The organism is Alkalibacterium indicireducens (assembly GCF_039522005.1).
Classification (GTDB): Bacteria; Bacillota; Bacilli; order Lactobacillales; family Carnobacteriaceae_A; genus Alkalibacterium; species Alkalibacterium indicireducens.
The window spans coordinates 1-25,476 of record NZ_BAAADA010000163.1 but is presented as its reverse complement, the minus strand read 5'-3'; the positions used below and the strand labels follow the sequence as shown (position 1 = coordinate 25,476).

The following is a 25,476-nucleotide window of genomic DNA, read 5'->3' as shown; positions in this document are numbered from 1 at the left end:
GATAATTATTTATAAGAAGTTTCAATAACCGCAAGGGTTAAACCTGGATATTCAACTGCAAAACTTGAGTTATCAACTAATGGTTGGAATCTCACTTGATTATTACTTTTGTCTAAGACTCTTACATACATTGATATACACATATTTTCTCAATTATAAGCTTTCTTAATGATGTCAGCTCTATTAATTTAGCTCCTGAATGATTCTTTGTATATTCACCATGTCAAATGAAGAAAGAATTTCTGAAAGTATATATATCCTGGCATCATCATAATTCGCCTGGTCTTTCGGTTCTTCATTGGTCAGTATGAGATCATAGATTTTTGTAGGGTCATAGTGCTCTACCCGGACCCCTTTGATCGGCTTTAATTTCAGTATGAGCAACTCTCCAAGAGTCTCTTTATACAAGCCGTCCATTTTCAGATCAATTCCCACCTGTATGACACTGGCCATTTTAAAGGTGATGAGAACAAGAAGACTGATGTATTTCAGCAGCTCCATCTTCAAAAGACTGTTATTCTCGCCCATCTTATCTGCGAGGGTTTTGGTACTGGTTTTCAAAAGTTTGCGTGCGAACGATACAACATTCGTTCCTACGATTTGCTTTTCCTTCGATATAATTCCTTCATATTCGTAGATTTCAATATCACCCTGGAAAAAGTATAGCCGGGTATGGATATGAGTGAGATGGTAGGACATGTCCCGTTCAAGCATATAAGGTAATCTGCGGTACTTAAAATGATTGATGATCGTTTCCGCTATCAGTGTGTCCATTGAAGCGATAGGTGCATGGCGGTCCCGAAGCAATCTGTATTCGTGGAAATCCGGTTCTGTGAGAACAGGAAATGCCAGTAGAAAAGCATAATGAATCATGGACTCAACTTCATCTACTTCAATAGAATACCGGCTGAAATAGCGTAGAACAAAGACTTGGATTTTATGAAAAAAGGGATCTTTTCTGTACGCCTTCATCTGTGTTCTCAGACGTTTGGCCTGCTTGTCTATGATTGATACACGTGCATTGCTGATAATCAGCCAAATTGTCAGACGCTCTCTGTTTTCAGGAGTAATCGTTACATTCAGGAACTTTTCCATTGCGTCGATCATCTGCCTCAGCCGGTCATTAGGATGTTCAGTAAGAAAAGTTGCTTTGTCTTCTATATAGCAATAGAACTGAAAATAGAAATACCGGATTTGAAGCTCTTCACCCTGCATCTGTCCGTTACGTATTTTAATGCCGAACTCTTTAAGATGGCTGTTCAGTTCTTTAATTTTTCGGAATAATGAACTCTCGCTGATTGCCAGTTTCTGCGTCAGCTGTGTAATCGAGAACTCCTGATGCTTGAAAAGAAAAGTGATGATTTGAAGCTTGATAGACTGATCGAGATAGAGTCGGTAAATCTGCTGGAGCGACAGATCATCACTCATGCTGAGCACAATCGTCTGTCCGTCATACTGAAGCTGGACCTTCTGATCAAAACCTTCAATTCTAACAGCAATGGATGACAAGTCGTTTTCAAGAGACGCCTTCGATACCCCCAAATGATTCAGCATCTTTCCATAAGACAACGTCCCGCCATTCAGCACGAGCTGATTGAAGATGGTGATTTCTCTTACTTCATTTTTCTCGAGAAAGTGTTCAATTTTCATCTTCGTCCGCCCCCTCATCCATCCAGGCTATCAGATTTGTGGTGGCAGTCACCTGAGAATAAGCTGGATTAAAGAAGTAATCGGTCTGCTGCAGATCCTCTAGGGTCTGCTTGGACTGAATAGCCAACGCCAGCACATTTATTTTTTCAAGTATATTGGCATCTGATATCATTTGAGCGCCCAGCAGCTCATGTGTTTTGGCATCATAGACCCATTTCAGAGTCACGGTATCAGAATCCGCCAGGCTGGTCAGACGTACCTCCTGTCTGTGAGACTCAACAGTCCGGTCAGTAAACAGACTCTCGGTTTCGGTCATACCTGTGCTGGCTATATACTTGCCGAAGACACGGGTACCAATCGTACGTAGCGAACCTTTAAAAGTTTGGGATGGCTCAATCAGATTGGCTGCTGCCACAATACCTGTCCGAACAGCATTATTGATCAATGGAACATAGACCCTGTCTTCTCCCGGTCCTGACAATTGAATGCAATCCCCCACGGCAAATACATCTTCGGCTGATGTTCTTAAATAGCGGTCGACAGCAATTGTCTGATCGGTATGCCGCTTGATGGTCTCATCCAAAAAAGGCAGATGCGGTCTGACATTCACTCCCATGATAACCGCATCACTGGTGACAGATCCTTCGCCAAGGCAGACAGTCACTTTCTGGTCTGATTCCATCTCTACGGAAGAGACCGTCTGTCTCATTCTCAGATCAACGCCCTTTTCAGTCATATTCTTCTCGATCGGCTTGATCATATCCTCGTCCAGATACTTGAATAGAACATAATCCATACTTTCTACCAGAGTCACTTGTTTCTCCATTGCGGTCAGTAGATCTGCAGCCTCTACCCCAACTTGCCCTCCACCGATAATCGTAATATGCTCACTTTCCTCAACTTTAATCAAAGCCGCCTGAGCCTCATCGTACCGCTTGTATTTTAGTACACTCTCCTGGGCACTGCCGATAATTTTCTCAGACAACTGTCTCGATCCCGCCGCTATAATCAGTTTGTCATAAGACAGCTGGTCTGATAAATCGTGCTGGTCATAAGTGATTATTTTTTGAGTCGTGTTTACCTTCTGTACAGTAGCATTTAGATGATACACGATTCCATGCTTATCCAGCTGGCCTTCTGTAACGAACCGGGCCTCATCCAAGTCAGTAATTTTCTTATCCCAATATAAATGAAGGCCGCTTGGTATGTATCCCAGGGTATCCTGCTTTTCAAGCAACAAAATTTCTGCATCCGGATGAATGTGACGTACTTCAAAAGCAGCAGCTACCCCAGCAAAAGATGCGCCTATAATGACTACTCTCATTTTTGTCCTCCTCATCAGTCATTTTTGAATCAGTATAACATAAAGAAATGAATTTAAGATGCGCCTCCTAACTTTATGCTTCATGCTTACTTAAGTATATATTTTGAGACTTTCTGTAATTCGTACTGGATTAAGGCTTTATCTGAAAGCGTTTGACCACAAATTGTGGTACACTATTTCTACAATCATTCATTTCTTTCATTACAGTTGAGCTGGAGGAATACTTATGCATAAAATTGTCAAAGCCAGAGACATACATATTGAAAATATTACTCAACTCGCTTTGCTACTATGGCCCCGCGAAAATTACGACGAACTTCAGCGGGAAATAACGAGGTATCAGGAGGATAGTACGGCTGAGCTGTTTGTCTGTGAAACTGATGACCAGGTCGTGGGCTTTGCACATGTCCAGCTGAGATTCGATTACGTAGAAGGGACGAGAACCACTCCAGTAGGTTATCTTGAAGGCATATATGTCAAGGAGGCTTACAGAAAAAGAGGCATTGCCAGAAAGCTGGTTGAGGTCTGCGAAGACTGGTACCGTTTTATGAACGCAACCGAATTTGCCAGTGACGTGGAGCTCCACAACACTACCAGTGCAGCCTTCCATGAGAAAATCGGCTTCAAGGAAGCCAACCGGATCATCTGCTACACTAAGACTATTTAAAGTGAATAATCATCTGAAAATGGCGGAATATCCGTCATTTTTTTCGCTTAAATTTCCTAATTTATAACTGTTTTTTGAGTACTGACTGGTACTATTTCTATGGTTTAGATTTATAATAAAGGTGAAAAATAAGGTCGTGCTCTCATGTGCCTACTGTTCGCTTATAACACTTAAACGTCTTTGGTGCATGAGGAAAGACGTGAGTGAAATGAGCACAAAAAGCATGCGATCACTAATCGTAAAAGTCGCTTGTCTGTTTTTAGGGGTAATCATCAGTTTGACCTTTGCTGTTCCAGTATCAGCCGCTCCAGCACAGACAGTGACCAGAGGATCCACCACAGAGAAAGTCGTTGCGCTGACTTTTGATGACGGGTCTGATGGGACAAGTATCAATCGGATTTTACAGACTCTACCTCATTCGTGTGGGGCAAGTCCTGACAATCAGATAACTTCAGTTTATTTTTCCAGAAGCAGACTAGTTGCACGCATTTTAACAATAAAAAGGAAACGACCTTCTACAAGACAATGTCGCAGAAGGTTCGTTTCCTTTTTTATCTTCTTATCCCTTCCAGGAAGGTTCAGTTTATCGTTACTCAACTATTATGTGTTACAAATGACATAACTGTTCCAAGATGATCCAGAAGGTTAGTATTTACTCGTTTATCCGCATAAGATGGCAGTTTATCCAGATGTTCCCTCGCCAGATCATACCATCGCTTGGCTTCAGTCCGGTCATTGTCTACAAAATAAGCAATCACACAGTTTACACGACAGACATCTGCCTGTTTCATTTTCAAGTGACTCTTCAGAAGCTTATCAGAAAGAATTCGCTCAATAAGCTCCGGCGTACCTGAATCTTCAATCAGCAGACAGTACACATACTCTCGCAGGATCTCGATGCGGTAAGCCGGAATGATTTCACTTCTCTGGTCATACAAATCACTCAGGCTACTTTCAGCTTGCTTGAAATTTTTCTGCTCAAGGCTGGCATTGATTTCAATCAGCTTATTATAGATATTGAACTGCTCCGTTACCGGTTCATTAGGATTGAACGTCATCTGATCTTCGGCTGCCTCAGAGTATGTCTTGTTATGACGGACAAAATCTCCATTCCATTTCAGCTGCTGAAAGAACTGATCCTGAGCCACTGAACTCCTGCCTAGTTTCCTCAGTATTTTTCCATCATTGAAGCTTAATGGAATGCCGTTCATAGCTGCAGACATCACACCGATGACAATAAAAATCATAATATACTCAGACGGGTATATTAAATAAAAAGTACCCGCAATCAGCGCGGTTATTCCATTTGCCAATACCCCGCCAAGCAAGTAGAAACGGTAAGGCCGTCTGTCATTATTCTCAGGCGGATGCATCAGACACTGACCCATCGTGCCGCTCATCGTAAATAAAATGGTCTTGAACTGACTGTCTTCCTTTATCAGCCCAAATCGACCGATTCTAAAAAGCATGAATGTGTACCCCGATAGTTTCCCGGCAAGCAGGTGACCCAATTCATGGATAATGACGTGCCCATAGACCAGCCCTCCGGCAATTACCATTACAATTCCGATACGTATAAGCAGACGTCCCACATCGAGATTTCCTTCAGCAGTCAAAGGCGTGCTTTCCATCCCAATCCGGTATCCGATAAAACCCACTCCACCTAGCACGATAATGTATACCAGTATGGCTTCCAGTTGCTTCAATCCTTGTTTTATTTGTGTCTTCATTAAATACTCCTTTTTAAATTTCTTCAAAATTTAGCTAAAAATTATGAATAGTCTTCTAATCTTATAACTGTTGAGTTACTGTTCATTTTCTTTTAAACTTAAAGGGTCTGTATCGAATGATTATAGTAAAAGGAATGGAAAATATGAGCAGATTTCAGGATATATTTCTAGATATCGAATCCGATATATTAAACCAGCAGTACAAACCTGGTGAACTTCTACCGAGCGAAAACCAGTTGTCAATAAAGTACAATGTTTCGCGTGAAACAATTAGAAAAGCCCTTAGCCTCTTGCTTGAAAGTGGTTACATACAGAAGAAACAAGGTAAGGGATCGATCGTGCTCGATGTCAAACGCTTCGATTTTCCGATATCCGGCCTGACCAGTTACAAAGAACTTCAGGATGCTCAGAACATGTCCAGCGAAACGATTCTCGTTGAAAACAAGAAGATGACTATTCCGGAGCACATTGCAAATTTTCTGAAGGTTTCTCATGACACTGAAGTGCATTGTGTCATACGTGCCAGAAAAGTCGATGGAGAAGTCGTCATTCTAGATAAGGATTACTTGTTCACATCAATCATCGAATCGATTCCGGATGATGAAGCTCGTCATTCACTTTATCACTACATTGAAAACAAATTAGGTCTTGTCATCGGTTTTGCTCGAAAAGAATTCATCGCTGAGCCGGCCACCCAGGAAGACCGTGAACTGATGACGCTTCATAATGATACGCATGTTGTCGTTACCCGTAGTGAAGTCCATCTGGAAGACGCTACATTGTTCCAGTATACTGAATCACGTCACCGACTGGACCGCTTCAGATTCGTCGAGTTTGCCAGAAGACGCGGGCCTGTTTCTTACGACTGATTAGTCTATTTAGAGCAACTATACTACATTTTATCCTTCAAATATAGTCCATATTCAACAGGTCACAAGCCTTACAGTTTGCCTGATAATAAAAAATGCGGAAGTCTTCTTTGATGAATAGAAGGCTTCCGCTTTTTTCAGTTAAAGGAATTACTTTTATTTAAGAAGAAAAGCAGCCGTTTCGTATGGCCCCAGTTTAAACTCTTTTTCCAGCTTTCTCTCACTGCCGTTTCCTATCAGGTACGACGCATCCATATTCAGCAGCTCATCCGGGATAGTGATCGTGTCGTCTTCTCCGTAAAAGTGGTTCAGCACCAGCAGCTTCTCGCCTTCGTATTCACGAACGTAAGCAAATATACTGGGGTGTTCCAGCTCCAACACGTCATAAGACCCTTCCTGAATGATCGGAATGTCCTTACGCAGACGGATTAACGTTTTGTAGTAGTCACGGATCGCCTGGCTGACATCAGTGTTTTCTGTATTGATATTTTTATAATTGTCAGCCACCTTCAGCCATGGTTCAGCGTCCGAAAAACCGGCGTTTTTTGAATCGTCCCACTGCATCGGTGTACGGGAATTGTCACGTGATTTCTCTTTGATGATGGCCATGGCTTCATCATGAGAAATCCCGTCTTCCCGCATCTTCTTGTATGCATTATGCGTTTCGATATCGACATACTCGTCCAAGTCCTCGTAGTTAGGATTGGTCATGCCGATCTCTTCACCCTGATAGATATACGGTGTCCCTCGAAGCAGATGAATAGTCTGTGCCAGCATCGTACTGGTTTCAACTGGATAATTCTCTACATCCCCAAAACGACTGTTGGCACGCGGCTGGTCGTGGTTGTTCCAAAACAGTGCATTCCAGCCTCCTCCTTCAACCATGCCTTCCTGCCATTCATGCAGGATCTTTTTCAGTTCAATAAAGTCAAAAGGCATTATTGACCATTTCTCACCGTCTTTATAATCGACTTTCAGATGGTGGAAACTGAAGATCATGGACAATTCATTACGCTCAGGATTTGAATATTTCACACCGTTTTCTACAGTGGTCGAACTCATTTCTCCAACAGTCACGATATCCTCATACCTGCCGAATGTTTCCTTGTTCAACTCCTGTATATAGTCATGGACGATCGGTGTATCTGTGTAATGGGACTTACCGACGCCGTCTTCAGCATCTTCAAGAATTTCATCTTTTCCAATTACATTAATGACATCGAAGCGGAGGCCTTTGACCCCTTTTTCCAGCCAGAAGTTGACGACTTTATATAATTCTTCTCTGACTTCAGGGTTACGCCAGTTCAGGTCAGCTTGGGTCACATCATACAGGTGAAGGTAGTACTTGTCTGTATCACCAAATTTGGACCAGGCTTTCCCTCCAAACTTGGACTCCCAGTTCGTCGGCAAGCTGCCGTCTTCCTGCAGTTCTCTTAAAATATAATAATCCTGATATTTCTTGTCTCCAGCTAACGCTTTCTGGAACCACTCATGCTCAGTTGACGTATGGTTCAATACCATATCGAGCATCAAGTCGATGCCGTACGAATTAGCTTCCGAAATCAATCCATCGAAGTCATCCCACGTCCCGAATATTGGGTCTATGGAAGTATAATCGGCCACGTCGTATCCATTGTCGTTTTGAGGAGATTTATAGAACGGGTTCAGCCAGAGCATGTCTATGCCCAGATCCGCTAGATAAGGCAGTTTCTCCTTTATTCCGTTCAGGTCTCCTATGCCGTTGCTGCTGGTATCTTTAAATGATTTAGGATACGCCTGGTAAATGACTTTATCATGAAATGTACTCATATCTTTCGTCCTTTCCAATTTTATTCTTAACATAGGAAAAAGGGCATTCCGTCAGATGTTCTTTTTCCAGTTTTATCGACCAGAATCAAAGAATATCAGGAAACACCCTTCCTCCATAGAGTAATGACACTTTAAGTTTATTCAATTATGTGAAGCGAAACAATCGATACGCCTCTTAGTTACCCAGTTTTGGAATTGGCAGATGATCATTTTCCCATTTAGTCAGGATATTGTTTTTCTCAAAAACAACAACTAGTACAATAGGAACTACGATAGCAATTGCCATAGCGATCAAGAAACCAATCCAATACTCAGGAATGATTGATAGGATTCCTGGAAGACCCCCAACACCAATGTTGAAAGATGCCACATTTAAGGCTACGGAAGTCATTCCCGCAAAAGCGGATCCGATCATGCCTGCAACGAATGGATACACGTATTTGATGTTGATACCGAACAGAGCCGGTTCTGTTACACCAAGATAAGCCGATATCATTGCTGGGATAGAGATCTGCTGTTCTTTCTCATTCCCACGGTGCAGCCAGATGATACCTAATACAGCTGAACCTTGAGCAATATTTGATAGAGCAATCATTGGCCATAGAATGGTCTGATCGAAATCTGCAACCAACTGAAGATCGATCGCATTAGTCATGTGGTGCAGTCCAGTAATTACGAGCGGTGCATACAATCCACCAAAGATAAATCCGAAGACCCAGTTGAATGTACCTGTCAGTCCCCATTGAACGACCTGAGATAGCCAGATGCCCAACTGCCATCCAATCGGTCCGACAACTGCATGAGCGACAAATACTGTTGGTATTAAAGCGAATAATGGAACAAAAATCATTGAGATGGCTTCAGGTATGAACTTTCTCAGCCATTTTTCAAGATAGGCGAGCAGGAACCCTGCCATCATGGCCGGAATAACTTGAGCCTGATACCCGATCATATCCAGCTGGAAGAATCCAAAGTCCCACTGGTTTACATCCCCTGCTAAAATATCCTGTACACCGAAAGCATTAAGCAGCTGTGGTGACACTAATGTGATACCTAAAACAATACCCAGAATCTGAGTCGTCCCCATCTTACGCGTCACACTCCATGTGATACCGACAGGCAGGAAGTGGAATATCGCTTCTCCCGGCAGCCATAGAAAGGCATTGACTCCGCTCCAGAACTGCGATGTTTCGACAATTGTCTGGCCACCAAGGGCACCGAATTCTACTGCTTCCAATACGTTTCTGAAACCTAAGATCAAACCACCGATAATAATTGCTGGAATTAATGGGGTGAAAATTTCTGCCAGTGCCGCCATCAGACGCTGCAGGCTGTTCATGTTCTGTTTCCCTGCACTTTTCACGTCATCTTTAGACACACCCTCAAGTCCCGAAATTGCTGAGAACTCGTTGTAAAAATCTGCTACTCTGTTCCCGATGATAACCTGGAACTGACCTGCCTGGGTGAATGTTCCTTTAACAGACGGGATATCTTCAATTCTATCCTTATCCGCTTCTGAGGGATCATCCAGTACAAATCGCATACGTGTAGCACAGTGCGTGACGGCATTGACGTTTTCTTTACCGCCTATTGCATCCAGCAACTCCTGTGCATCTTGTTTGAAATCTGCCACTTTTATTTCCTCCTTTATCTTAACTTGTATATACAAGTTGTTTGCATTTTTACTATACTTTACTGAATCAAAAAATGCAAGCGTTTCATTTTACTTTTTTTATTTTTTCATATCCCTCTCCTTTCTCTAATTTCAAGCTCATTCAATCCTTATAGATATTTTACCACTGAACCATTCGCCTCTAATAATAAAAGCCCTTACCCATTTTCATAAGCTAAAGAAAAAAACAGACCTGTCATTTGGCCTGTTTCTCTACGTTCATACATTCAATTTTCACTTTCAGTTCTGCCACAACCGTCTCATATCTCCTATCAGATAAAGAGAGCCGAATACAATCACTTTGCGGTTGAGGTAGGACTGACTTTTCAACTCAACAATCAGCTCGTCTACAGATTTAAAAGCTTGAGCATCCTGTCCCTTATCTTTCAGCCATTCAGCTGTAGTTTCTGCATCAAATCCTCTATAAGGATCCGGAGAAACGGTCAGGACATTTTCTGCATAGGGCAGCATCTGTTCGATCATTTTCTTGTAAGCCTTGTCCTTCATCATACCTACCACAAAAGTCAGTGGTTCATCCGGAAAAAGGTAACCGATGTTTTCTCTTAATGCAGCTACTCCCTCTGGATTATGAGCACCGTCGATCAGGATAGTCGGGTGTTCGCTGATTTTTTCCATGCGTCCGGGCCAGGCAGCCAGCTCCAGCCCTCTTCTAATATCCTCAGAGGTAATAGCAAATCCTCTCTGTTCAAGTATCTGAGCGGCTTCGACAGTCAATACTGCATTTGTAATCTGATGTCTCCCTAATAAATGGATTACAAGCCCATCCATCTCTTTATACGAGAACGAGCTGTAGGTGTCGGTCATATTGACAGAGGATATATGATTTGGAGTGACTCTGATCATATCAGCCTGCACATTATCTGCTTTCCTGCTGATGACTGCATCCACTTCTTCAGACATTTCCGGGAAGATGACCAAACCGTTCGCTTTAATGATTCCGGCTTTTTCTGCTGCAATCTGTTCGATCGTGTCTCCAAGAACTTTCATATGATCATACCCGATCGATGTGATAATAGAAGCTTCTGATGAGCTGACCACATTCGTTGCATCCAGTCTTCCTCCGATTCCGGTTTCCAGAATGACCAGCTCACACCCACAGACTGAAAAATGCAGCAGAGCTACCGCCGTCAGAATTTCAAACGAATAAAGACGTTCTCCCGTTTCTTCCTCCACTTGTTCAACAAAAGGAGCTACTGTTTCGGTGGCTTCAATAAATACGTTGTCAGTGATCATCTGACCTGAGACTTTTATACGTTCATTGATAGATTCCAGATGAGGAGAGGTATAGACGCCTGCCTTGATCCCCGCTTGATTGAGTATCGATGACAAAAAGGCACTGACCGATCCTTTTCCGTTTGTGCCGGCGATATGAACGACTCGCAGGCTGTCTTGCGGATCGCCCAATTTACTCATCAACAGACGCATTCTATTAAGATTTTCTTTCTGACCTGTTCCCCTATTCGTATTGACCAGCTCGATCACTTCAGTCATATTCATTCTTATTGTCCTCCTGTTTATTAATTCTGTCTTTTTATTGAGAGCGTAAGTTTGCCAGTTGCAATTCTGGCAACAATCCCCTATACTTACAGTAAGATTTCAACCCAACCTCATGCTTATCACTCAACTCTCACCGTTTATAAGCACTCTCACGTGCTGGTCTCACAACCATTTCTGACCCGACTAAACTTGCCTTCACCATTTTATTCTTTTCACCCATCAATTTCAATCTAACCAATACAGTCTTTTCTTAACCCATGGTTTACTTCATATGTATCTCTTATTTCATGTCTGATTTCCCACTACTTTTCTTTACCCTCTTTCTAAACTTGAACCTCCAGCAAGGATTTAATTATCTCAATTATTTAATCCCCACACCCACCAGACTCATTAACAGATTCCCGTATTCTATTTTACCTTGGCTGAAGTCAGAGACTCTTTTCCTTGCTCTAATGCCCTAACTTACGACATAGTGAAGAACGAGCCTGCGTTTGGGACCGCAGGCTCGTTTGTTTTGTCTATTAAATTTTAAACTGATTGTCCTTTGAAGGTTCGACCACTAAGTAACGGTGCGGCTCTTTCCCTTCAGAATGCGTCTGTACACCTTTATGCTGGTTGAGGTAACGGTGAATCTGTTTTCTCTCATGTGCCGGCATAGGCTCCAGAATGACTGGACGTTTTGTCTTCTTGACTTTTTCAGCTGTACGGTAAGCCAGCTGTTCGACAGTTTTCTGACGACGGTCACGATAGTTCTCAGCATCGACTTTAGCAAACAGTTTATTGTCTGCTTCCAGATGAAGCTGAACTTGCGCAAGTGTCTGTAAGCTGTTGAGCACTTTTCCGTGTCGCCCGATGATCAGACCGGCATCTTCTGTGTCAATGATGTACTGAACGCGACGATCTGTTCTGTTGATGGTAACAGACACATCATCAACACCCATCTTATCTGCGATACGTTTGATATAGTCAGCCACATTTTGAATAGCTGCCTCGTCTTTTTCATTCAGTTCGATGATTTTCTTTTCTTCCGGCTCAGGTTTTTTCGTTGTGCCTTCTACTTTTTCTTCATCATCTGCACGTACAGGACGAGTCTTACCGGTTTCTTCAACACCTTCTTCGACCGGATCAGTCGACTCCTCTAGTGAACTGACCTTATCATCTGGTTCAGCTGCTTCTTTGATTTCTGGCTCGATCGTAGATGGCTCTTTTTCTCCAAGCAGGATTTCTTTAGAGACGAGATCTTCCACCGGATTCTTTGCATTTTTTCTTTTGACAACGACCACTGCATCTTTCTGTCCAATACCCAAGAAGCCTTTTTTTGATTCCTGTGAAATAGTAATATCCGCATTATCTCGCTTGATGCCTAATGCTTTAAGTCCTTTGTCAATCGCTTCTTCAGTGGTTGGCGCCTGTGCTGTGTATTTATCCTTCATAAACGCTATCCTCCATTCACAATCTCTGTTTCTCCTTTATTTTAACAAATTCGAAACAATAAGTCAGAAGATTTTTATTTTTTCACATTACGTCCGTACTTCTGAGCCCTCTTGATTGCCCGTTTTCTCTGACGTTCCGCTTCTCTTTCCTGAGCCTCTTTGTCAGCCCGCTCTTTTCTGATCTTGAACGGATTCTGGAAGAGAAGTGTCTGTACTACTGAAAATCCATTAGATACAGTAAAGTATAATGCTAGAGCACTTGAAAGACGGAAGGTAATGAAGACGATGAATAATGGCATAACGTAAGTCATCACTTTATTTCCTTCAGTTGCACGTCCCATACTCATCAGTACAGAATGTCCAAGAGTAAATACCCCTGCCAGTATAGGTAAGATGAAATACGGATCGGGTTGACCTAAGTTGACCCACAAGAAGTCGCCTGTAGCCAGGATAGGTGTACGGTTAACTGCCTGATAAAGGGCAATGAATACTGGCATCTGTATCAGCATCGGCAGGCAGCCCATATACGGGTTTACTCCTGCTTCACTATAAAGGCGCTGCTGTTCTTCTTTAAGCTTTTCCTGTGTCTCAGCATCTCGAGCTGAATACTTTGACTTCAACTCTTCCATCTGAGGACTAATGTCATTCATCTGCTGCATATTTTTCTGCTGAAAATGCGTGAACGGGATCAGCATTGCACGAATGATGACTGTAACAATAATGATTCCTATTCCATAGTTTTCACCGAAGAGATTCGATACCCAGATAATCGCACGGGCGAAGTTATATATAATGACACCTTCCCAGATCCCCGTACTCTCTGCAGAAACTGGATCCGTTCCACAGGCAGATAAAAATACAACTAAAGCAAGCATACTGACTGCAAGGAGCAATCGCTTACGTTTTCTTAAAAAATTCAATCATGTTCCCTCTCTTCTTCTACTAATAACTAAAATCTTCTAATTACATCTATTTTGAAAGTCGAAGCATATCCGGTTCACTGCATAGTACTAAACAAATAAACCAGCTTTCTTCATAACATGCAGCAGACTTTTTTTCATCTCATTAAAAGACATCTGCTTTGTCGGCTGTCTTGCGATCACAACAAAGTCGACATCAGGTCTGATCAGGTCTTCATGATCCATTTCAATAAGCACGTGCCTGATTTTTCTTTTGATCTCATTTCTTTTGACCGCATTTCCAAGTTTCTTCCCTACGGAAAGCCCGACACGAAAATGAGACTGGTTTTCTTTGTTTAAAGAGTAAACAACAAACTGCCTGTTAGCCATGGATTCACCCTGATGAAAGACCTTTTGAAAATCTGCTTCCTTTTTTACTCGATAAGCTTTCTTCATTCCTGTCCCATCTTTCTAAGCTAAGCATTGATTAAATAGAAAAGCTTCACGTGCCGTTAAGCCTCGACAAGAAAATAGGAAATTTGCCCTGAATGAGCATCCTGCGCAATGGGTAAATTTATCTTTTTCTCGAGAGGCTGGCACGTTAAGCTAGACATCATTCGATTTGAAACAATTCGACATTAAATAAAAAAAGGCAACGTGCTCTCACTATAGCTATCAGTAAGAAGCTCCCGTCGCCTGTCGTCATTAAGCTGAAATTCTTTTTCTTCCCTTACGACGTCTGTTTTTTAATACTCTACGTCCGTTTTTTGTACTCATACGTTTACGGAATCCATGTACTTTTTGACGCTTACGTTTTTTGGGTTGATATGTTAGTCCTTGTGCCATTGAGAAACACCTCCTGAATCTTTCCTTTGTCCTCTGACTTATCAATAAGCATAAAGTTAGTGACTGCATTAATATCTAGACAGACTATGTTATTTTAGAAAACATCTGACCATTTGTCAAGTATTTCTGAGCAATTGCTGCTTTATATAAGATATAATAATCATTTTTTTCCACACATTTATGTCACACATTCAGATTTTTGCCAGCTAATTATACAGATTATTTGTCCACAGCCTCTTGATACCGTTCATCCACACAATAGTAACCCACATCACTTTCAACAGGTTTTCCACAGTTCCACAGTGTGTTTATAAGAGTCATACACAGTCAGATACAACTTGTGTATAACTCTTATTTAAGCTGGTATATCAGTCTTGATTATGTAATAGTTATCCACATTTCCTGTAAAAAGTATAGCTTTATTTTCAGTTATTCACAGTCGGATCAAGTCTGTGGATATCTTTTTGTACATCCTGGGGAAAGATTATCAACAAATAAAACCTGCTGTGGAAAACTTAAATCATACGTGATAAAATGTAAAAAGCATCTTATCGGCGAGGAGGAAAAAAATGGACGATTTACAGTCAACTTGGAGTTATCTACAGGAAAAATTTAAAGAAACCTTGTCAAAAGTCAGTTACGACACTTGGATCCACAGTGCCAACCTCGTCCGGATAACGAATAATTCAGTCACAATCGAAGTGCCTTCTACATTACATAAAGAGTATTGGAAGAATAATCTCTCGACTAGAGTCGTGGAATATCTTTATGAATTTCTGGGACGTGAAATCTCTCCTTTATTTGTCACAGCAGAGGAGCAGGCAGCCCATGAGGAACAGGAAGACACACAGACTGTTCAGGCTTTCGAAACTCAACCCGTTTCAAGTACATTGAACAGTAAATATACCTTTGATACGTTTGTCATCGGAAAAGGCAATCAGATGGCCCATGCTGCTGCCTTAGTCGTTGCTGAAGAACCTGGTACGATCTATAATCCGCTGTTCTTTTACGGAGGCGTTGGATTAGGAAAAACACACCTGATGCATGCGATCGGCCACCAGTACCTTCAGATCAACCCTAATGCAAAAATCAAATATGTATCGAGTGAAAATTTTGCGAATGATTTCATCAATTCGATCCAGAACAGAACTCAGGAAAAATTCCGTCAGCAGTACCGTAATGTGGACTTATTATTAGTAGACGATATTCAATTCTTTGCTGACAAGGAAGGGACTCAAGAAGAGTTCTTCCATACATTCAATGCCTTGTATGACGACCGGAAACAGATCGTACTGACAAGTGACCGGCTGCCAAACGAAATTCCTAAACTCCAGGAACGTCTGGTATCACGCTTCGCATGGGGATTATCTGTAGACATTACCCCACCAGATCTGGAAACCCGTATCGCGATTTTACGTAAGAAAGCCAACGCAGAAGGTCTGGAAATACCAAACGACACTTTAAGCTATATTGCCGGACAGATTGATTCGAATATCAGGGAACTTGAAGGTGCCCTTGTCCGCGTACAGGCTTATTCAGCAATCCAGCGCAATGACATCACGACCAGTCTGGCTGCCGATGCACTGAAAAGCATGGTCAAGAATGATTCCAAGCAGAATGTTTCGATTGCTTCCATTCAGCAGAAAGTCTGCAAGTACTATCAGATTTCTCTCGCTGACTTGAAAGGGAAGAAACGGGTCAGACAGATTGTTTTACCCAGACAGATCGCTATGTATCTCTCACGAGAACTGACCAGCACGTCACTTCCTAAAATTGGAAAAGAATTCGGCGGCAAAGATCATACTACGGTCATTCATGCTCATGAAAAGATTAAGAAAGCTCTTAATGAAGAAAACGACAGCGAATTGAGAGACCAGATCGAAGAAATCAAGAAAAGTCTCTAATCGCTCTTGTGGATAAAGTCTCAAGTCATGCACATCTTTATTCACAACTTATCCACAAGTGGAAAACCTTCTGTTCCAGATGAAATTTACGTTTTCCACAGTATACACAGGCCCTACTACTATTACTAAGAATTTATTTACTATATAATTATAAACGGGTACTCAATTTATTATTGGAGGATGCATATGAAATTTACAGTTAATCGATCAGCGTTTTTAAAAAAATTAAAAGATGTTCAACTCGCTGTATCATCTAGATCAACTATTCCCATTCTTACAGGAATTAAACTTATTGCTTCAGAAGAAGGGATTCAACTGACAGGCAGCAACTCTGATATTTCTATTGAAACGTTCGTCAGAAAATCAGATGAACAGTCTGGTCTGACTATAGAAGAAGAAGGTCAGATCGTGCTTCAGCCTGCACGTTTCTTCAGTGATATCGTCAATAAACTGCCAGATGAAACCTTTACTGTTGAAGTGAAAGACAGAGTTCAGACAGCTATCACGTCTGCATCATCTTCTTTTATCATTAACGGACTGGATGCTGCTAACTATCCGCATCTCCCGGAAATCGATACGACCCAGTCATTTACACTTCCGGTCAACTTACTTAAAAAAATCATTAAACAGACAGTTATTGCCGTATCAACTCACGAAAGTCGTCCGATCCTGACAGGTATTCACCTGACAATCAGTGACGGCAAGCTTAAAGCTGTTGCTACAGACAGTCACCGATTAAGTCAGCGTGTCATTCCTGTTGAAGGAACTGAAAGCCTGTCTTACAATCTGGTCATTCCTGGTAAGAGCCTTCAGGAACTGACTCGACTGCTCGACGACAGCCTGGATGAAATAGAAGTAGCGATCGCTGAGAACCAGATCCTCTTCAAGACCGAAGATACTTTGTTCTACTCAAGACTGCTTGAAGGAAATTATCCGGACACGGACCGTCTGATTCCTGATAGTTCAGCTACAGAAGTGACTTTGGAAGCACAGATTCTTCTTGGAGCAGTGGAAAGAGCCTCTCTTCTTTCCCACGAAGGTAAAAATAACGTCGTTAAACTCTCTGTGAAAGATGATACTGTAGAAATCACCGGTAATTCTCCAGAAGTCGGGCGAGTAAACGAACAGGTCACCACTCAGTCAATTTCCGGTGAAGAAATGGAGATTTCTTTCAATCCGGACTATCTGAAAGCTGCTTTGACAACTTTTGGGCCTGTGGATATCACACTTAAGCTGATTTCTACCTTGCGTCCATTTGTTCTGGTTCCAAGTGAAGACAAGAATGAATTCATTCAGCTGATCACACCGATCCGTACATCCGCATAAAATGAATATAAAGTGAATAAAGCTGAAAAGACCCAATGCTGTCGGGTCTTTTTTTGTTATATAACAGGCAAATTTGCTCTTATGCGGATCGTTCTAGAAGAGAAGGAGTGACGATTGAAGTAAAATGCCAGTTATTTGGCTTCAAGTGTCCACTCGCCATGATTAGTCATCTGAGTGGGCAGAAGTTGGCAGATCTATGCCCACCCGGAGCAGTAGATTCGGATGAGTGGACAATAATTCAATAATCTCTGTCTACCCAAATGAATTGATCGGTTGAGTGGTCAATAATGTCTCACTTAATGACTACTCAACTTTAAAGTGGCTCTCGAGCTGGATAAAGTACCAGCTAGTCGGTCAAATAAAGGAATTTTCCGCAATTTTGACTCTTATTTTAAAATTGAACGATCTATTGCTGGCTCTCAGATACATATTCCCCTTAAATAAGCCAAAAATTTAAATATAAAGACTCTAAGCGAATTTGAATAAAAAAGAAGGATTTGTCATTTTACCCTTAAAATCGATGAGAACGGATTTTTTCCCATAAAAATTTGTTTCACACTCCAAAATAAGGTATAATATAAGAAGAGAAATTATGCAGAACGTGGATGATCTGATCCGCGTCTTTGCTTTTTAAAGGAGCCGATTATAGTGCCGGAAATAATACAAATCAATCAATCAGTCATTACACTGGGACAATTTCTGAAGCATGCGACAATCATATCAAGCGGAGGAATGGCCAAGCCTTTCCTGATGGACTATACCGTCTGGGTCAATGATGAAGCGGATAACCGCCGCGGCCGCAAACTGCATCCTGGAGATGTCATCAAGGTGGAAGGCTTCGGGACCTATCTTTTAGAATCAGCTCAAAATGAGGATAACTGATGTATTTAAAGAAACTGACGTTGAAGGGTTACCGCAACTATTCTGATGCAGAGGTAACTTTTTCCAACCAGATCAACGTCTTTTTGGGCGAAAATGCTCAAGGAAAAACGAATATCATGGAAAGTATTTATGTGCTGGCTATGACGAGGAGCCACCGGACATCCAACGATAAAGAGCTGATCGGATGGGATCAGGATTTTGCCCGGGTAGCCGGAACGGTCGAGAAATCAAGCGGAGAGTATCCTCTTGAAATCATCCTCTCAAAAAAAGGGAAGAGGGCAAAGCTTAATCATCTTGAGCAGAAGAAACTCAGCCGCTATATCGGACATCTGAATGTAATTTTGTTTGCTCCGGAAGACCTGTCTCTCGTCAAAGGATCCCCTTCTGTGAGACGGAAGTTTCTGGATATGGAAATGGGTCAGATGAGTTCCATTTATCTGTATCACCTCGTTGAGTACCAGAAAGTCCTGAAACAGCGTAATGCTTACTTAAAACAGCATAGAAAAAGCGGAAAACTGGACCAGACCTATTTAAGTATCCTGAATGAACAGCTGGCGGCCGAAGGGGCTGAACTGCTTGCTCAGCGCTTTTCCTTCACGAGACGACTGGAGAACTGGGCACGCCCCATTCATTCAGATATCTCTCAGGGTAAAGAAACGCTGACGCTGGAGTATGCCTCTTCTTTTTCTGTGACATCAGAAACGGATAAAAAGCAGCTGATGAACGATCTGCTAAAGCAGTATAAAAAGCATGAGCAGAGAGAGAAGGAACAGGGTACGACGCTCTACGGTCCTCATCGGGACGACATCCGTTTCTTCGTCAATGAGAAGAATATTCAGACGTACGGGTCCCAGGGACAGCAGCGGACAACTGCGCTGAGTCTAAAACTGGCTGAAATTGAATTAATGAACGAGATGACGGGGGAGTACCCCGTTTTATTATTGGACGATGTACTGAGTGAACTGGACGATGAGCGACAGACTCATCTACTGAAAACCATACAAGATAAAGTCCAGACCTTTCTGACAACGACAAGTCTGGACGGCGTGAAAAAAGAATTGCTTCATCATCCGCGCATCTTCAATGTGCGCAGTGGTCAAATCGAAATGGAGAGTGAATAGAGTGGCAGACGAACAATTGACACCTAAAGAAGTAGTAGAATTAAGAGAAGAGTATGATGCGAGTCAGATCCAGGTCCTTGAAGGTCTGGAAGCCGTCCGTAAGCGACCAGGGATGTATATCGGATCGACAAGTTCTGAAGGACTCCATCACCTGGTATGGGAAATCGTAGATAACTCTATTGACGAAGCGATGGCTGGGCATGCTGAAAACATCGAAGTTATTATTGAACCGGGCAATCTGATTGTGGTCAAGGATGACGGTCGTGGAATCCCGATCGATATCCAGGCGAAAACTGGCCGACCGGCTGTTGAGACCGTCTTTACGATCCTTCACGCAGGAGGTAAATTCGGTGGCGGCGGGTATAAAGTTTCCGGTGGACTTCACGGGGTAGGCTCATCCGTTGTTAATGCGTTGTCAGAATTCCTTGAAGTGGATGTTCATAAAAATGGCAAGGTCTATAATCAGCGTTATGAGCGCGGTGCGGTCATGTACGACTTGAAAGAAATCGGTACGACAGACAAGTCCGGTACAGTGGTCCGTTTCAAGGCAGACGCTGAAATCTTCCAAGAAACAACAGTCTACGACTTCAATAAACTGGCTACCCGTATCAGAGAATTGGCTTTCCTGAACCGCGGTCTGTCGATTTCAATCGAAGACCAGAGAGATGCTGAACCGGTCCGTCTCGAGTATCAGTACGACGGCGGAATCAAGAGCTATGTCGAGTACCTTAACCAGAGCAAGACGGTTCTCTATGAAGAGCCTATCTATCTGGAAGACGAGCAGGACGGCATTGCTGTTGAGGTTGCTCTTCAGCATACAGACGGCTATCACATGAACATCATGAGTTTTGCCAATAACATCCACACCTATGAAGGGGGGATGCACGAATCAGGTTTCAAGACATCATTGACGCGGATCATCAATGATTACGCTCGTCGAAACAAATTCATCAAGGAAAACGAGGACAATGTCAGCGGGGAAGACGTGAGAGAAGGTCTGACCGTCGTATTAAGCATCAAGCACCCGGATCCTCAATTTGAAGGGCAGACGAAGACCAAACTGGGTAATTCTGAAGTCCGTACGATCACGGACCGTCTGTTCAGTGAGCATTTCGAACGCTTCCTGATGGAAAATCCACAGACTGCTAAGAAAATCGTTGAAAAAGCACTGCTTGCGGCTAAAGCCAGACTGGCAGCCAAGCGGGCAAGAGAAGTAACGCGTAAGAAAAATGGACTGGAGATCAGCAATCTTCCAGGCAAGCTGGCGGACTGTTCGTCAAAAGACCCGGAAAAATCTGAAATTTTCATCGTTGAGGGAGACTCTGCCGGTGGATCAGCCAAGCAGGGACGGTCTCGTCTGTTCCAGGCTATTCTGCCTATTCGAGGGAAGATCCTGAATGTGGAAAAAGCGTCTCTAGACAGAATCCTTGCCAACGAAGAAATCCGTTCGCTCTTTACTGCTATGGGAACGGGATTTGGAGAAGAATTTGAAGTTGAAAAAGCCCGTTACCATAAACTGATCATCATGACCGATGCGGACGTCGACGGTGCGCACATTCGTACGCTTCTTCTGACGCTGTTTTACCGTTATATGCGTCCAGTTGTCGAAGCAGGATTCGTTTATATTGCCCAGCCTCCTCTGTATCAAGTTAAACAGGGCAAAAAAGAGGTCTACCTTGATTCTGATAAGGAATTGGAGGAATACCTTAAAGAGATCCCGGCGACGCCTAAGCCATCAATTCAGCGTTATAAAGGACTAGGGGAAATGGATGCCGAACAACTATGGGAAACGACAATGAATCCAGAAAACAGACGTCTACTTCAGGTCACTGTTGATGACGCAATCGAAGCCGATCTGATCTTTGATATGCTGATGGGCGAAAAAGTCGAACCAAGACGCGACTTTATCGAAGAAAATGCTCAGTACGTTCAGAATATCGACATTTAATACCTGCCTACCAGAAAAGAGCACTGAGGGAGTTTAAGGAGGAAGAAAGACTTGGCTGAAGAAAGAGAAGCACGAATGGACAAAATCAATCTATCGAGTGAAATGAGAAAGTCGTTTCTCGATTATGCAATGAGCGTAATCGTGTCACGTGCCCTGCCGGATGTACGTGATGGATTGAAACCTGTACACCGCCGTATTCTGTACGGCATGAATGAACTGGGCATGACGCCTGACAAAGCTTACAAGAAATCAGCTCGTATCGTCGGAGACGTTATGGGTAAATACCACCCGCACGGGGATTCTGCCATCTATGAATCGATGGTCCGTATGTCGCAGGACTTCAGTTTCCGTAACCCTCTAATCGATGGACACGGAAACTTTGGTTCCGTCGATGGAGACAGCGCGGCAGCTATGCGTTACACAGAAGCAAGAATGAGTAAGATCGCTATGGAAATGCTTCGGGACATCAACAAAGATACAGTGGATTATCACGACAACTATGATGGCTCAGAGAGAGAACCGAATGTTCTACCTGCGCGATTCCCGAACCTGTTAGTCAACGGGGCTTCCGGTATTGCAGTCGGTATGGCGACGAATATTCCTCCACATAATCTGCGAGAAGTTATCGCGGCCTGCCGTGTACTGATGGAGAACGAAGAAGCGACCATTGCCGATTTGATGGATGTACTGCCAGGGCCGGACTTTCCGACAGGCGCCATGGTCATGGGCAAGTCTGGGATAAGAAAAGCTTATGAAACCGGACGAGGATCGATCAAAATACGCGCGAAAGCACGTATCGAAGTTCAGCCCAATGGAAAAGAACGCATTATCGTAGACGAAATACCCTACCTGGTAAACAAAGCCAAGCTGGTTGAGCGTATTGCCGATCTGGCTAGAGATAAGCGAATTGAAGGTATTACTGATCTTAATGATGAATCCGACAGAGACGGCATGCGTGTCGTTATCGATGTCAGAAGAGATGTATCAGCGAGTGTCATACTGAACAATCTATATAAAATGACGCCTCTGCAGACATCTTTCGGGTTCAATATGCTGGCAATCGTTGACGGTATTCCTAAGACACTTGGATTAAAAGAGATTCTGACCGAGTACCTCAAGCACCAGCGAGTCGTCATTAGACGACGTACTGAATTTGACAAGAAAAAAGCGGAAGCCCGAGCTCACATTCTGGAAGGCTTGCGTATTGCTCTTGACCATATAGATGAAATCATATCGATCATCAGAGGATCACAGACAGGTGATGCAGCGAAACAGGCTATGATGGAGCGATTCGGTCTGAGTGATCGCCAGTCACAAGCCATTCTTGATATGAGGATGGTTCGTCTGACTGGTCTGGAACGCGAAAAAATCGAAGGCGAATATCAGGATCTTCTTGCAACGATCGAAGACTTGAAAGATATTCTTGCCAGACCGGAACGGGTCCACGAAATCATTGCGACTGAACTCGAAGAAATCGCAGAGAAGCACGGCGACGATCGACGAACAGAACTTCTTATAGGTGAAGCATTGAGTATTGAGGATGAAGACTTGATCGAAGAAGAAGAAATAGCAGTCACATTGTCTCATAACGGCTACATGAAGCGTATGGCGATCTCTGAATTCAAAGCTCAGAACCGTGGTGGACGTGGCGTTAAAGGGATGGGTACGAATACGGATGACTTCGTTGAGACTCTTCTAACCTGCTCGACTCATGATCTTCTACTGTTCTTTACCAATACCGGTAAAGTCTACAAAGCAAAAGGTTATGAAGTCCCTGAATATGGACGCACAGCTAAAGGGATTCCTGCAATCAACTTCCTCGGAATCGAAAATGATGAGAAGATCCAGGCCATCATTAATACTCGAGGCGAAACAGATGAAAAAGATCAACTTTTCTTTACTACTCGTCAAGGAACGGTCAAGCGTACAGCATTTTCTGACTTCGAAAATATCCGTACGAGCGGACTGAAGGCTATCGTTCTTAAAGATGACGATGAACTGATCAACGTATTGGTTACTCACGGCGACGACCACATCATTATTGGAACGAGACAGGGCTATGCTGTCAGTTTCCATGAGAATGAAGTCCGAAGCATGGGACGAGCGGCGTCTGGTGTCAGGGGGATCCGTTTGAGAGAAGATGACTATGTAGTGGGGACAGATATACTGGGTCCTGAGTCTGAAGTTCTGGTCATTACTGAGAATGGTTATGGAAAACGTACTGAAGCTTCAGAATACGCGATTCGCGGACGTGGAGGAAAAGGCGTCAAGACAGCCAACATCACGGAGAAAAATGGGCCGCTGATCGGCTTGAAGACAGTGTCTGGAGAAGAAGATATCATGCTCATCACCACAAGTGGTGTAGTAATCCGATTCCATGCGAAAAACATCTCCAAAACCGGACGGGCTACTCAAGGGGTTAGCCTGATGAGACTTGAAGAAGGTAATTACGTCTCAACATTAGCTAAAGTTGAAGTGGAAGACGAAATAGAAGTGGACGAACCACTTAATGAGGAAGATAACGGCGAAGAAGTATCTGATCAAGAATCGTCTGAAAAAAGCTAAGCAGTTAAATAGACTTATGACGCATCCTGAATCCAGGGTGCGTTTTTTAGATACAGCAGTATAGGAGCGAAGAATCAATATCTAGATAAGTCAATGAGCAAAAAAATAGACAGCTGCTTAAGTAAAGCAACTGCCTGATGTTAAATTAGCTCGTTATTTTAGTCGACTGAGTTACACTCGTTCTCTTGCTGCGCGTACTTCCTGAATAGAAAGATGATCGTTTAAAAGAACATGAGTAGAGTCCAATTGCCCTTTTTGTTTAAGTCCAGAGTACCAGAAGAGACCGAGTAGTCCTATGGTAATAATCAGACCAATAATCAATGAAGGTGTGTAGTTTAGACCTAATCCGATTTGTTCATTGAGGATATAGACAGTTACAGCGTAGACCATGAATGAAGCTGGAACAAGAGTAACCAGATAGTTTTTACCTTTCAAAAATAGATAACGAGTCGAAACAAGTAAAGCTATGGCAGCTGTCGATTGATTAGCCCAGTTAAAGTAACGCCATAAGATGTTAAAGTCCATAAATGTCAGCATGATTGATAAAATAAAAATTGGGATAGTAATCATTAAACGTTTAGCAATTTCTTTTTGAGAGATATTCAAGTAATCGGCAATAATCATTCGCAGACTTCTAAATGCTGTATCTCCAGAAGTAATCGGTAAGACTATTACACCAAGTATTGCAAATGTACCACCGACAGCCCCCAAATAATGACGAGCAATCTGTTCAACCGCTAGAGAAGCTGTACCTTCTGCAATGACTCCACTTAAAACAGGAGCTTGATAGAAAGCCATAGCTGCGGCTGCCCAGATCATAGCGATAATTCCCTCGATAGTCATCATGCCGTAAAAGACGAATCGGGCATCTGATTCACTATCGAGTGTACGGGATATGATTGGTGTTTGTGTAGCATGGAATCCTGACATAGCCCCACATGAAATCGTAAAGAAAATACCAGGGAATAGACTCACCCCACTAGGGTGTGTATTTCTCAGCGTAGTCAGAGTTAAGTTGGGAATAGATTCTCCTCTACCAAGCAATGAAATAAAAATCGCAAAGGTACTGATAATAAGCAGAGCACCAAAGAACGGATATATTTTTCCGATAAGTTTATCAATTGGCAGGAGAGTTGATAAAATATAATAAACAAATATAACTATGGTTAAAAGTCCAGCTCCCATCCATCCAGGCGTCAGATTAGCTAAGAGGTTCGCCGGTGATGTCACGAATACTGTACCTGAACCAATTTCATAACTAACTTTTTAAAAAAGGAAACACTCGTCTAATTTCAAAATGACTATTTTTTAAA

At 42.7% G+C, this 25,476-nt stretch carries 20 protein-coding genes; 8 read left to right on the top strand and 12 right to left on the bottom strand.

What is annotated here, in order from left to right:
• Nucleotides 1–183: 183 nt before the first annotated feature.
• Complete coding sequence (locus ABFX15_RS09420) at nucleotides 184–1,650, bottom strand: AcpB/EbpR/MafR family transcriptional regulator (protein ID WP_346025169.1); 1,467 nt, start codon at nucleotides 1,648–1,650, stop codon at nucleotides 184–186.
• Entirely contained in the window at nucleotides 1,640–2,974 is a 1,335-nt protein-coding gene (locus tag ABFX15_RS09415) for an FAD-dependent oxidoreductase (RefSeq protein WP_346025168.1), read from the bottom strand. The genes ABFX15_RS09420 and ABFX15_RS09415 overlap by 11 nt, the downstream gene beginning before the upstream one ends.
• 226 nt (nucleotides 2,975–3,200) lie before the next feature.
• On the opposite strand from ABFX15_RS09415, the gene aac(6') reads away from it, so the two are divergent.
• Nucleotides 3,201–3,641: an aminoglycoside 6'-N-acetyltransferase gene (gene aac(6') / locus ABFX15_RS09410; RefSeq protein ID WP_346025167.1), complete on the top strand. Its 441-nt coding sequence runs from the start codon at nucleotides 3,201–3,203 to the stop codon at nucleotides 3,639–3,641.
• A 150-nt stretch (nucleotides 3,642–3,791) separates the two neighbouring features.
• Here the strand turns inward: aac(6') and ABFX15_RS09405 are convergent, their stop codons facing one another.
• Nucleotides 3,792–4,034: a hypothetical protein gene (locus tag ABFX15_RS09405; protein WP_346025166.1), complete on the bottom strand. Its 243-nt coding sequence runs from the start codon at nucleotides 4,032–4,034 to the stop codon at nucleotides 3,792–3,794.
• 200 nt (nucleotides 4,035–4,234) lie between these two features.
• Nucleotides 4,235–5,371: a M50 family metallopeptidase gene (locus tag ABFX15_RS09400; RefSeq protein ID WP_346025165.1), complete on the bottom strand. Its 1,137-nt coding sequence runs from the start codon at nucleotides 5,369–5,371 to the stop codon at nucleotides 4,235–4,237.
• A gap of 143 nt (nucleotides 5,372–5,514) precedes the next feature.
• Between ABFX15_RS09400 and treR the strand changes: the two genes are divergently transcribed.
• Entirely contained in the window at nucleotides 5,515–6,240 is a 726-nt protein-coding gene (gene treR / locus ABFX15_RS09395; protein ID WP_346025164.1) for a trehalose operon repressor, read from the top strand.
• 156 nt (nucleotides 6,241–6,396) lie between these two features.
• Here treR and treC read toward each other — a convergent pair whose 3' ends face one another.
• From treC to rpmH, 7 genes are all read right to left on the bottom strand, one after another.
• Nucleotides 6,397–8,049 carry an alpha,alpha-phosphotrehalase gene (gene treC, locus ABFX15_RS09390; protein ID WP_346025163.1) on the bottom strand — a complete coding sequence of 551 codons (1,653 nt, stop codon included), beginning with the start codon at nucleotides 8,047–8,049 and terminating at the stop codon, nucleotides 6,397–6,399.
• 175 nt (nucleotides 8,050–8,224) lie between these two features.
• The gene (treP, locus tag ABFX15_RS09385) at nucleotides 8,225–9,682 is read right to left on the bottom strand and encodes a PTS system trehalose-specific EIIBC component (protein WP_346025162.1); all 1,458 of its coding nucleotides are present in this window, start codon (nucleotides 9,680–9,682) and stop codon (nucleotides 8,225–8,227) included.
• A gap of 279 nt (nucleotides 9,683–9,961) precedes the next feature.
• Nucleotides 9,962–11,239: a bifunctional folylpolyglutamate synthase/dihydrofolate synthase gene (locus ABFX15_RS09380; protein ID WP_346025161.1), complete on the bottom strand. Its 1,278-nt coding sequence runs from the start codon at nucleotides 11,237–11,239 to the stop codon at nucleotides 9,962–9,964.
• Between the two features lie 521 nt (nucleotides 11,240–11,760).
• A complete protein-coding gene (gene jag, locus ABFX15_RS09375; RefSeq protein ID WP_346025160.1) occupies nucleotides 11,761–12,672 on the bottom strand; it encodes an RNA-binding cell elongation regulator Jag/EloR in 912 nt (303 codons plus the stop codon).
• 74 nt (nucleotides 12,673–12,746) lie between these two features.
• On the bottom strand, nucleotides 12,747–13,592 hold the full coding sequence (yidC, locus tag ABFX15_RS09370; RefSeq protein ID WP_346025159.1) for a membrane protein insertase YidC: 846 nt from the start codon (nucleotides 13,590–13,592) through the stop codon (nucleotides 12,747–12,749).
• 90 nt (nucleotides 13,593–13,682) lie between these two features.
• On the bottom strand, nucleotides 13,683–14,027 hold the full coding sequence (rnpA, locus tag ABFX15_RS09365; protein WP_091266735.1) for a ribonuclease P protein component: 345 nt from the start codon (nucleotides 14,025–14,027) through the stop codon (nucleotides 13,683–13,685).
• A gap of 249 nt (nucleotides 14,028–14,276) precedes the next feature.
• Nucleotides 14,277–14,417, bottom strand: coding sequence for a 50S ribosomal protein L34 (gene rpmH, locus ABFX15_RS09360; protein WP_034298896.1), 141 nt, complete (start codon nucleotides 14,415–14,417; stop codon nucleotides 14,277–14,279).
• Between the two features lie 569 nt (nucleotides 14,418–14,986).
• On the opposite strand from rpmH, the gene dnaA reads away from it, so the two are divergent.
• The 6 genes from dnaA to gyrA all read left to right on the top strand — a co-directional run bounded on the left by dnaA (nucleotide 14,987) and on the right by gyrA (nucleotide 24,163).
• Nucleotides 14,987–16,321 (top strand): chromosomal replication initiator protein DnaA, encoded by a 1,335-nt coding sequence (gene dnaA, locus ABFX15_RS09355; RefSeq protein WP_091266733.1) that lies wholly within the window; start codon nucleotides 14,987–14,989, stop codon nucleotides 16,319–16,321.
• A gap of 186 nt (nucleotides 16,322–16,507) precedes the next feature.
• The gene (gene dnaN / locus ABFX15_RS09350) at nucleotides 16,508–17,647 is read left to right on the top strand and encodes a DNA polymerase III subunit beta (RefSeq protein WP_346025158.1); all 1,140 of its coding nucleotides are present in this window, start codon (nucleotides 16,508–16,510) and stop codon (nucleotides 17,645–17,647) included.
• A 648-nt stretch (nucleotides 17,648–18,295) separates the two neighbouring features.
• Entirely contained in the window at nucleotides 18,296–18,529 is a 234-nt protein-coding gene (gene yaaA, locus ABFX15_RS09345) for a S4 domain-containing protein YaaA (protein WP_346025157.1), read from the top strand.
• Entirely contained in the window at nucleotides 18,529–19,650 is a 1,122-nt protein-coding gene (gene recF, locus ABFX15_RS09340; RefSeq protein ID WP_346025156.1) for a DNA replication/repair protein RecF, read from the top strand. The genes yaaA and recF overlap by 1 nt, the downstream gene beginning before the upstream one ends.
• A 16-nt stretch (nucleotides 19,651–19,666) precedes the next feature.
• Nucleotides 19,667–21,598: a DNA topoisomerase (ATP-hydrolyzing) subunit B gene (gene gyrB, locus ABFX15_RS09335; protein WP_428830628.1), complete on the top strand. Its 1,932-nt coding sequence runs from the start codon at nucleotides 19,667–19,669 to the stop codon at nucleotides 21,596–21,598.
• Between the two features lie 75 nt (nucleotides 21,599–21,673).
• Nucleotides 21,674–24,163 (top strand): DNA gyrase subunit A, encoded by a 2,490-nt coding sequence (gyrA, locus tag ABFX15_RS09330; RefSeq protein ID WP_428830627.1) that lies wholly within the window; start codon nucleotides 21,674–21,676, stop codon nucleotides 24,161–24,163.
• Between the two features lie 171 nt (nucleotides 24,164–24,334).
• Here the strand turns inward: gyrA and ABFX15_RS09325 are convergent, their stop codons facing one another.
• Entirely contained in the window at nucleotides 24,335–25,393 is a 1,059-nt protein-coding gene (locus tag ABFX15_RS09325) for a carbon starvation CstA family protein (RefSeq protein ID WP_346025153.1), read from the bottom strand.
• Between the last annotated feature and the right edge of the window lie 83 nt (nucleotides 25,394–25,476).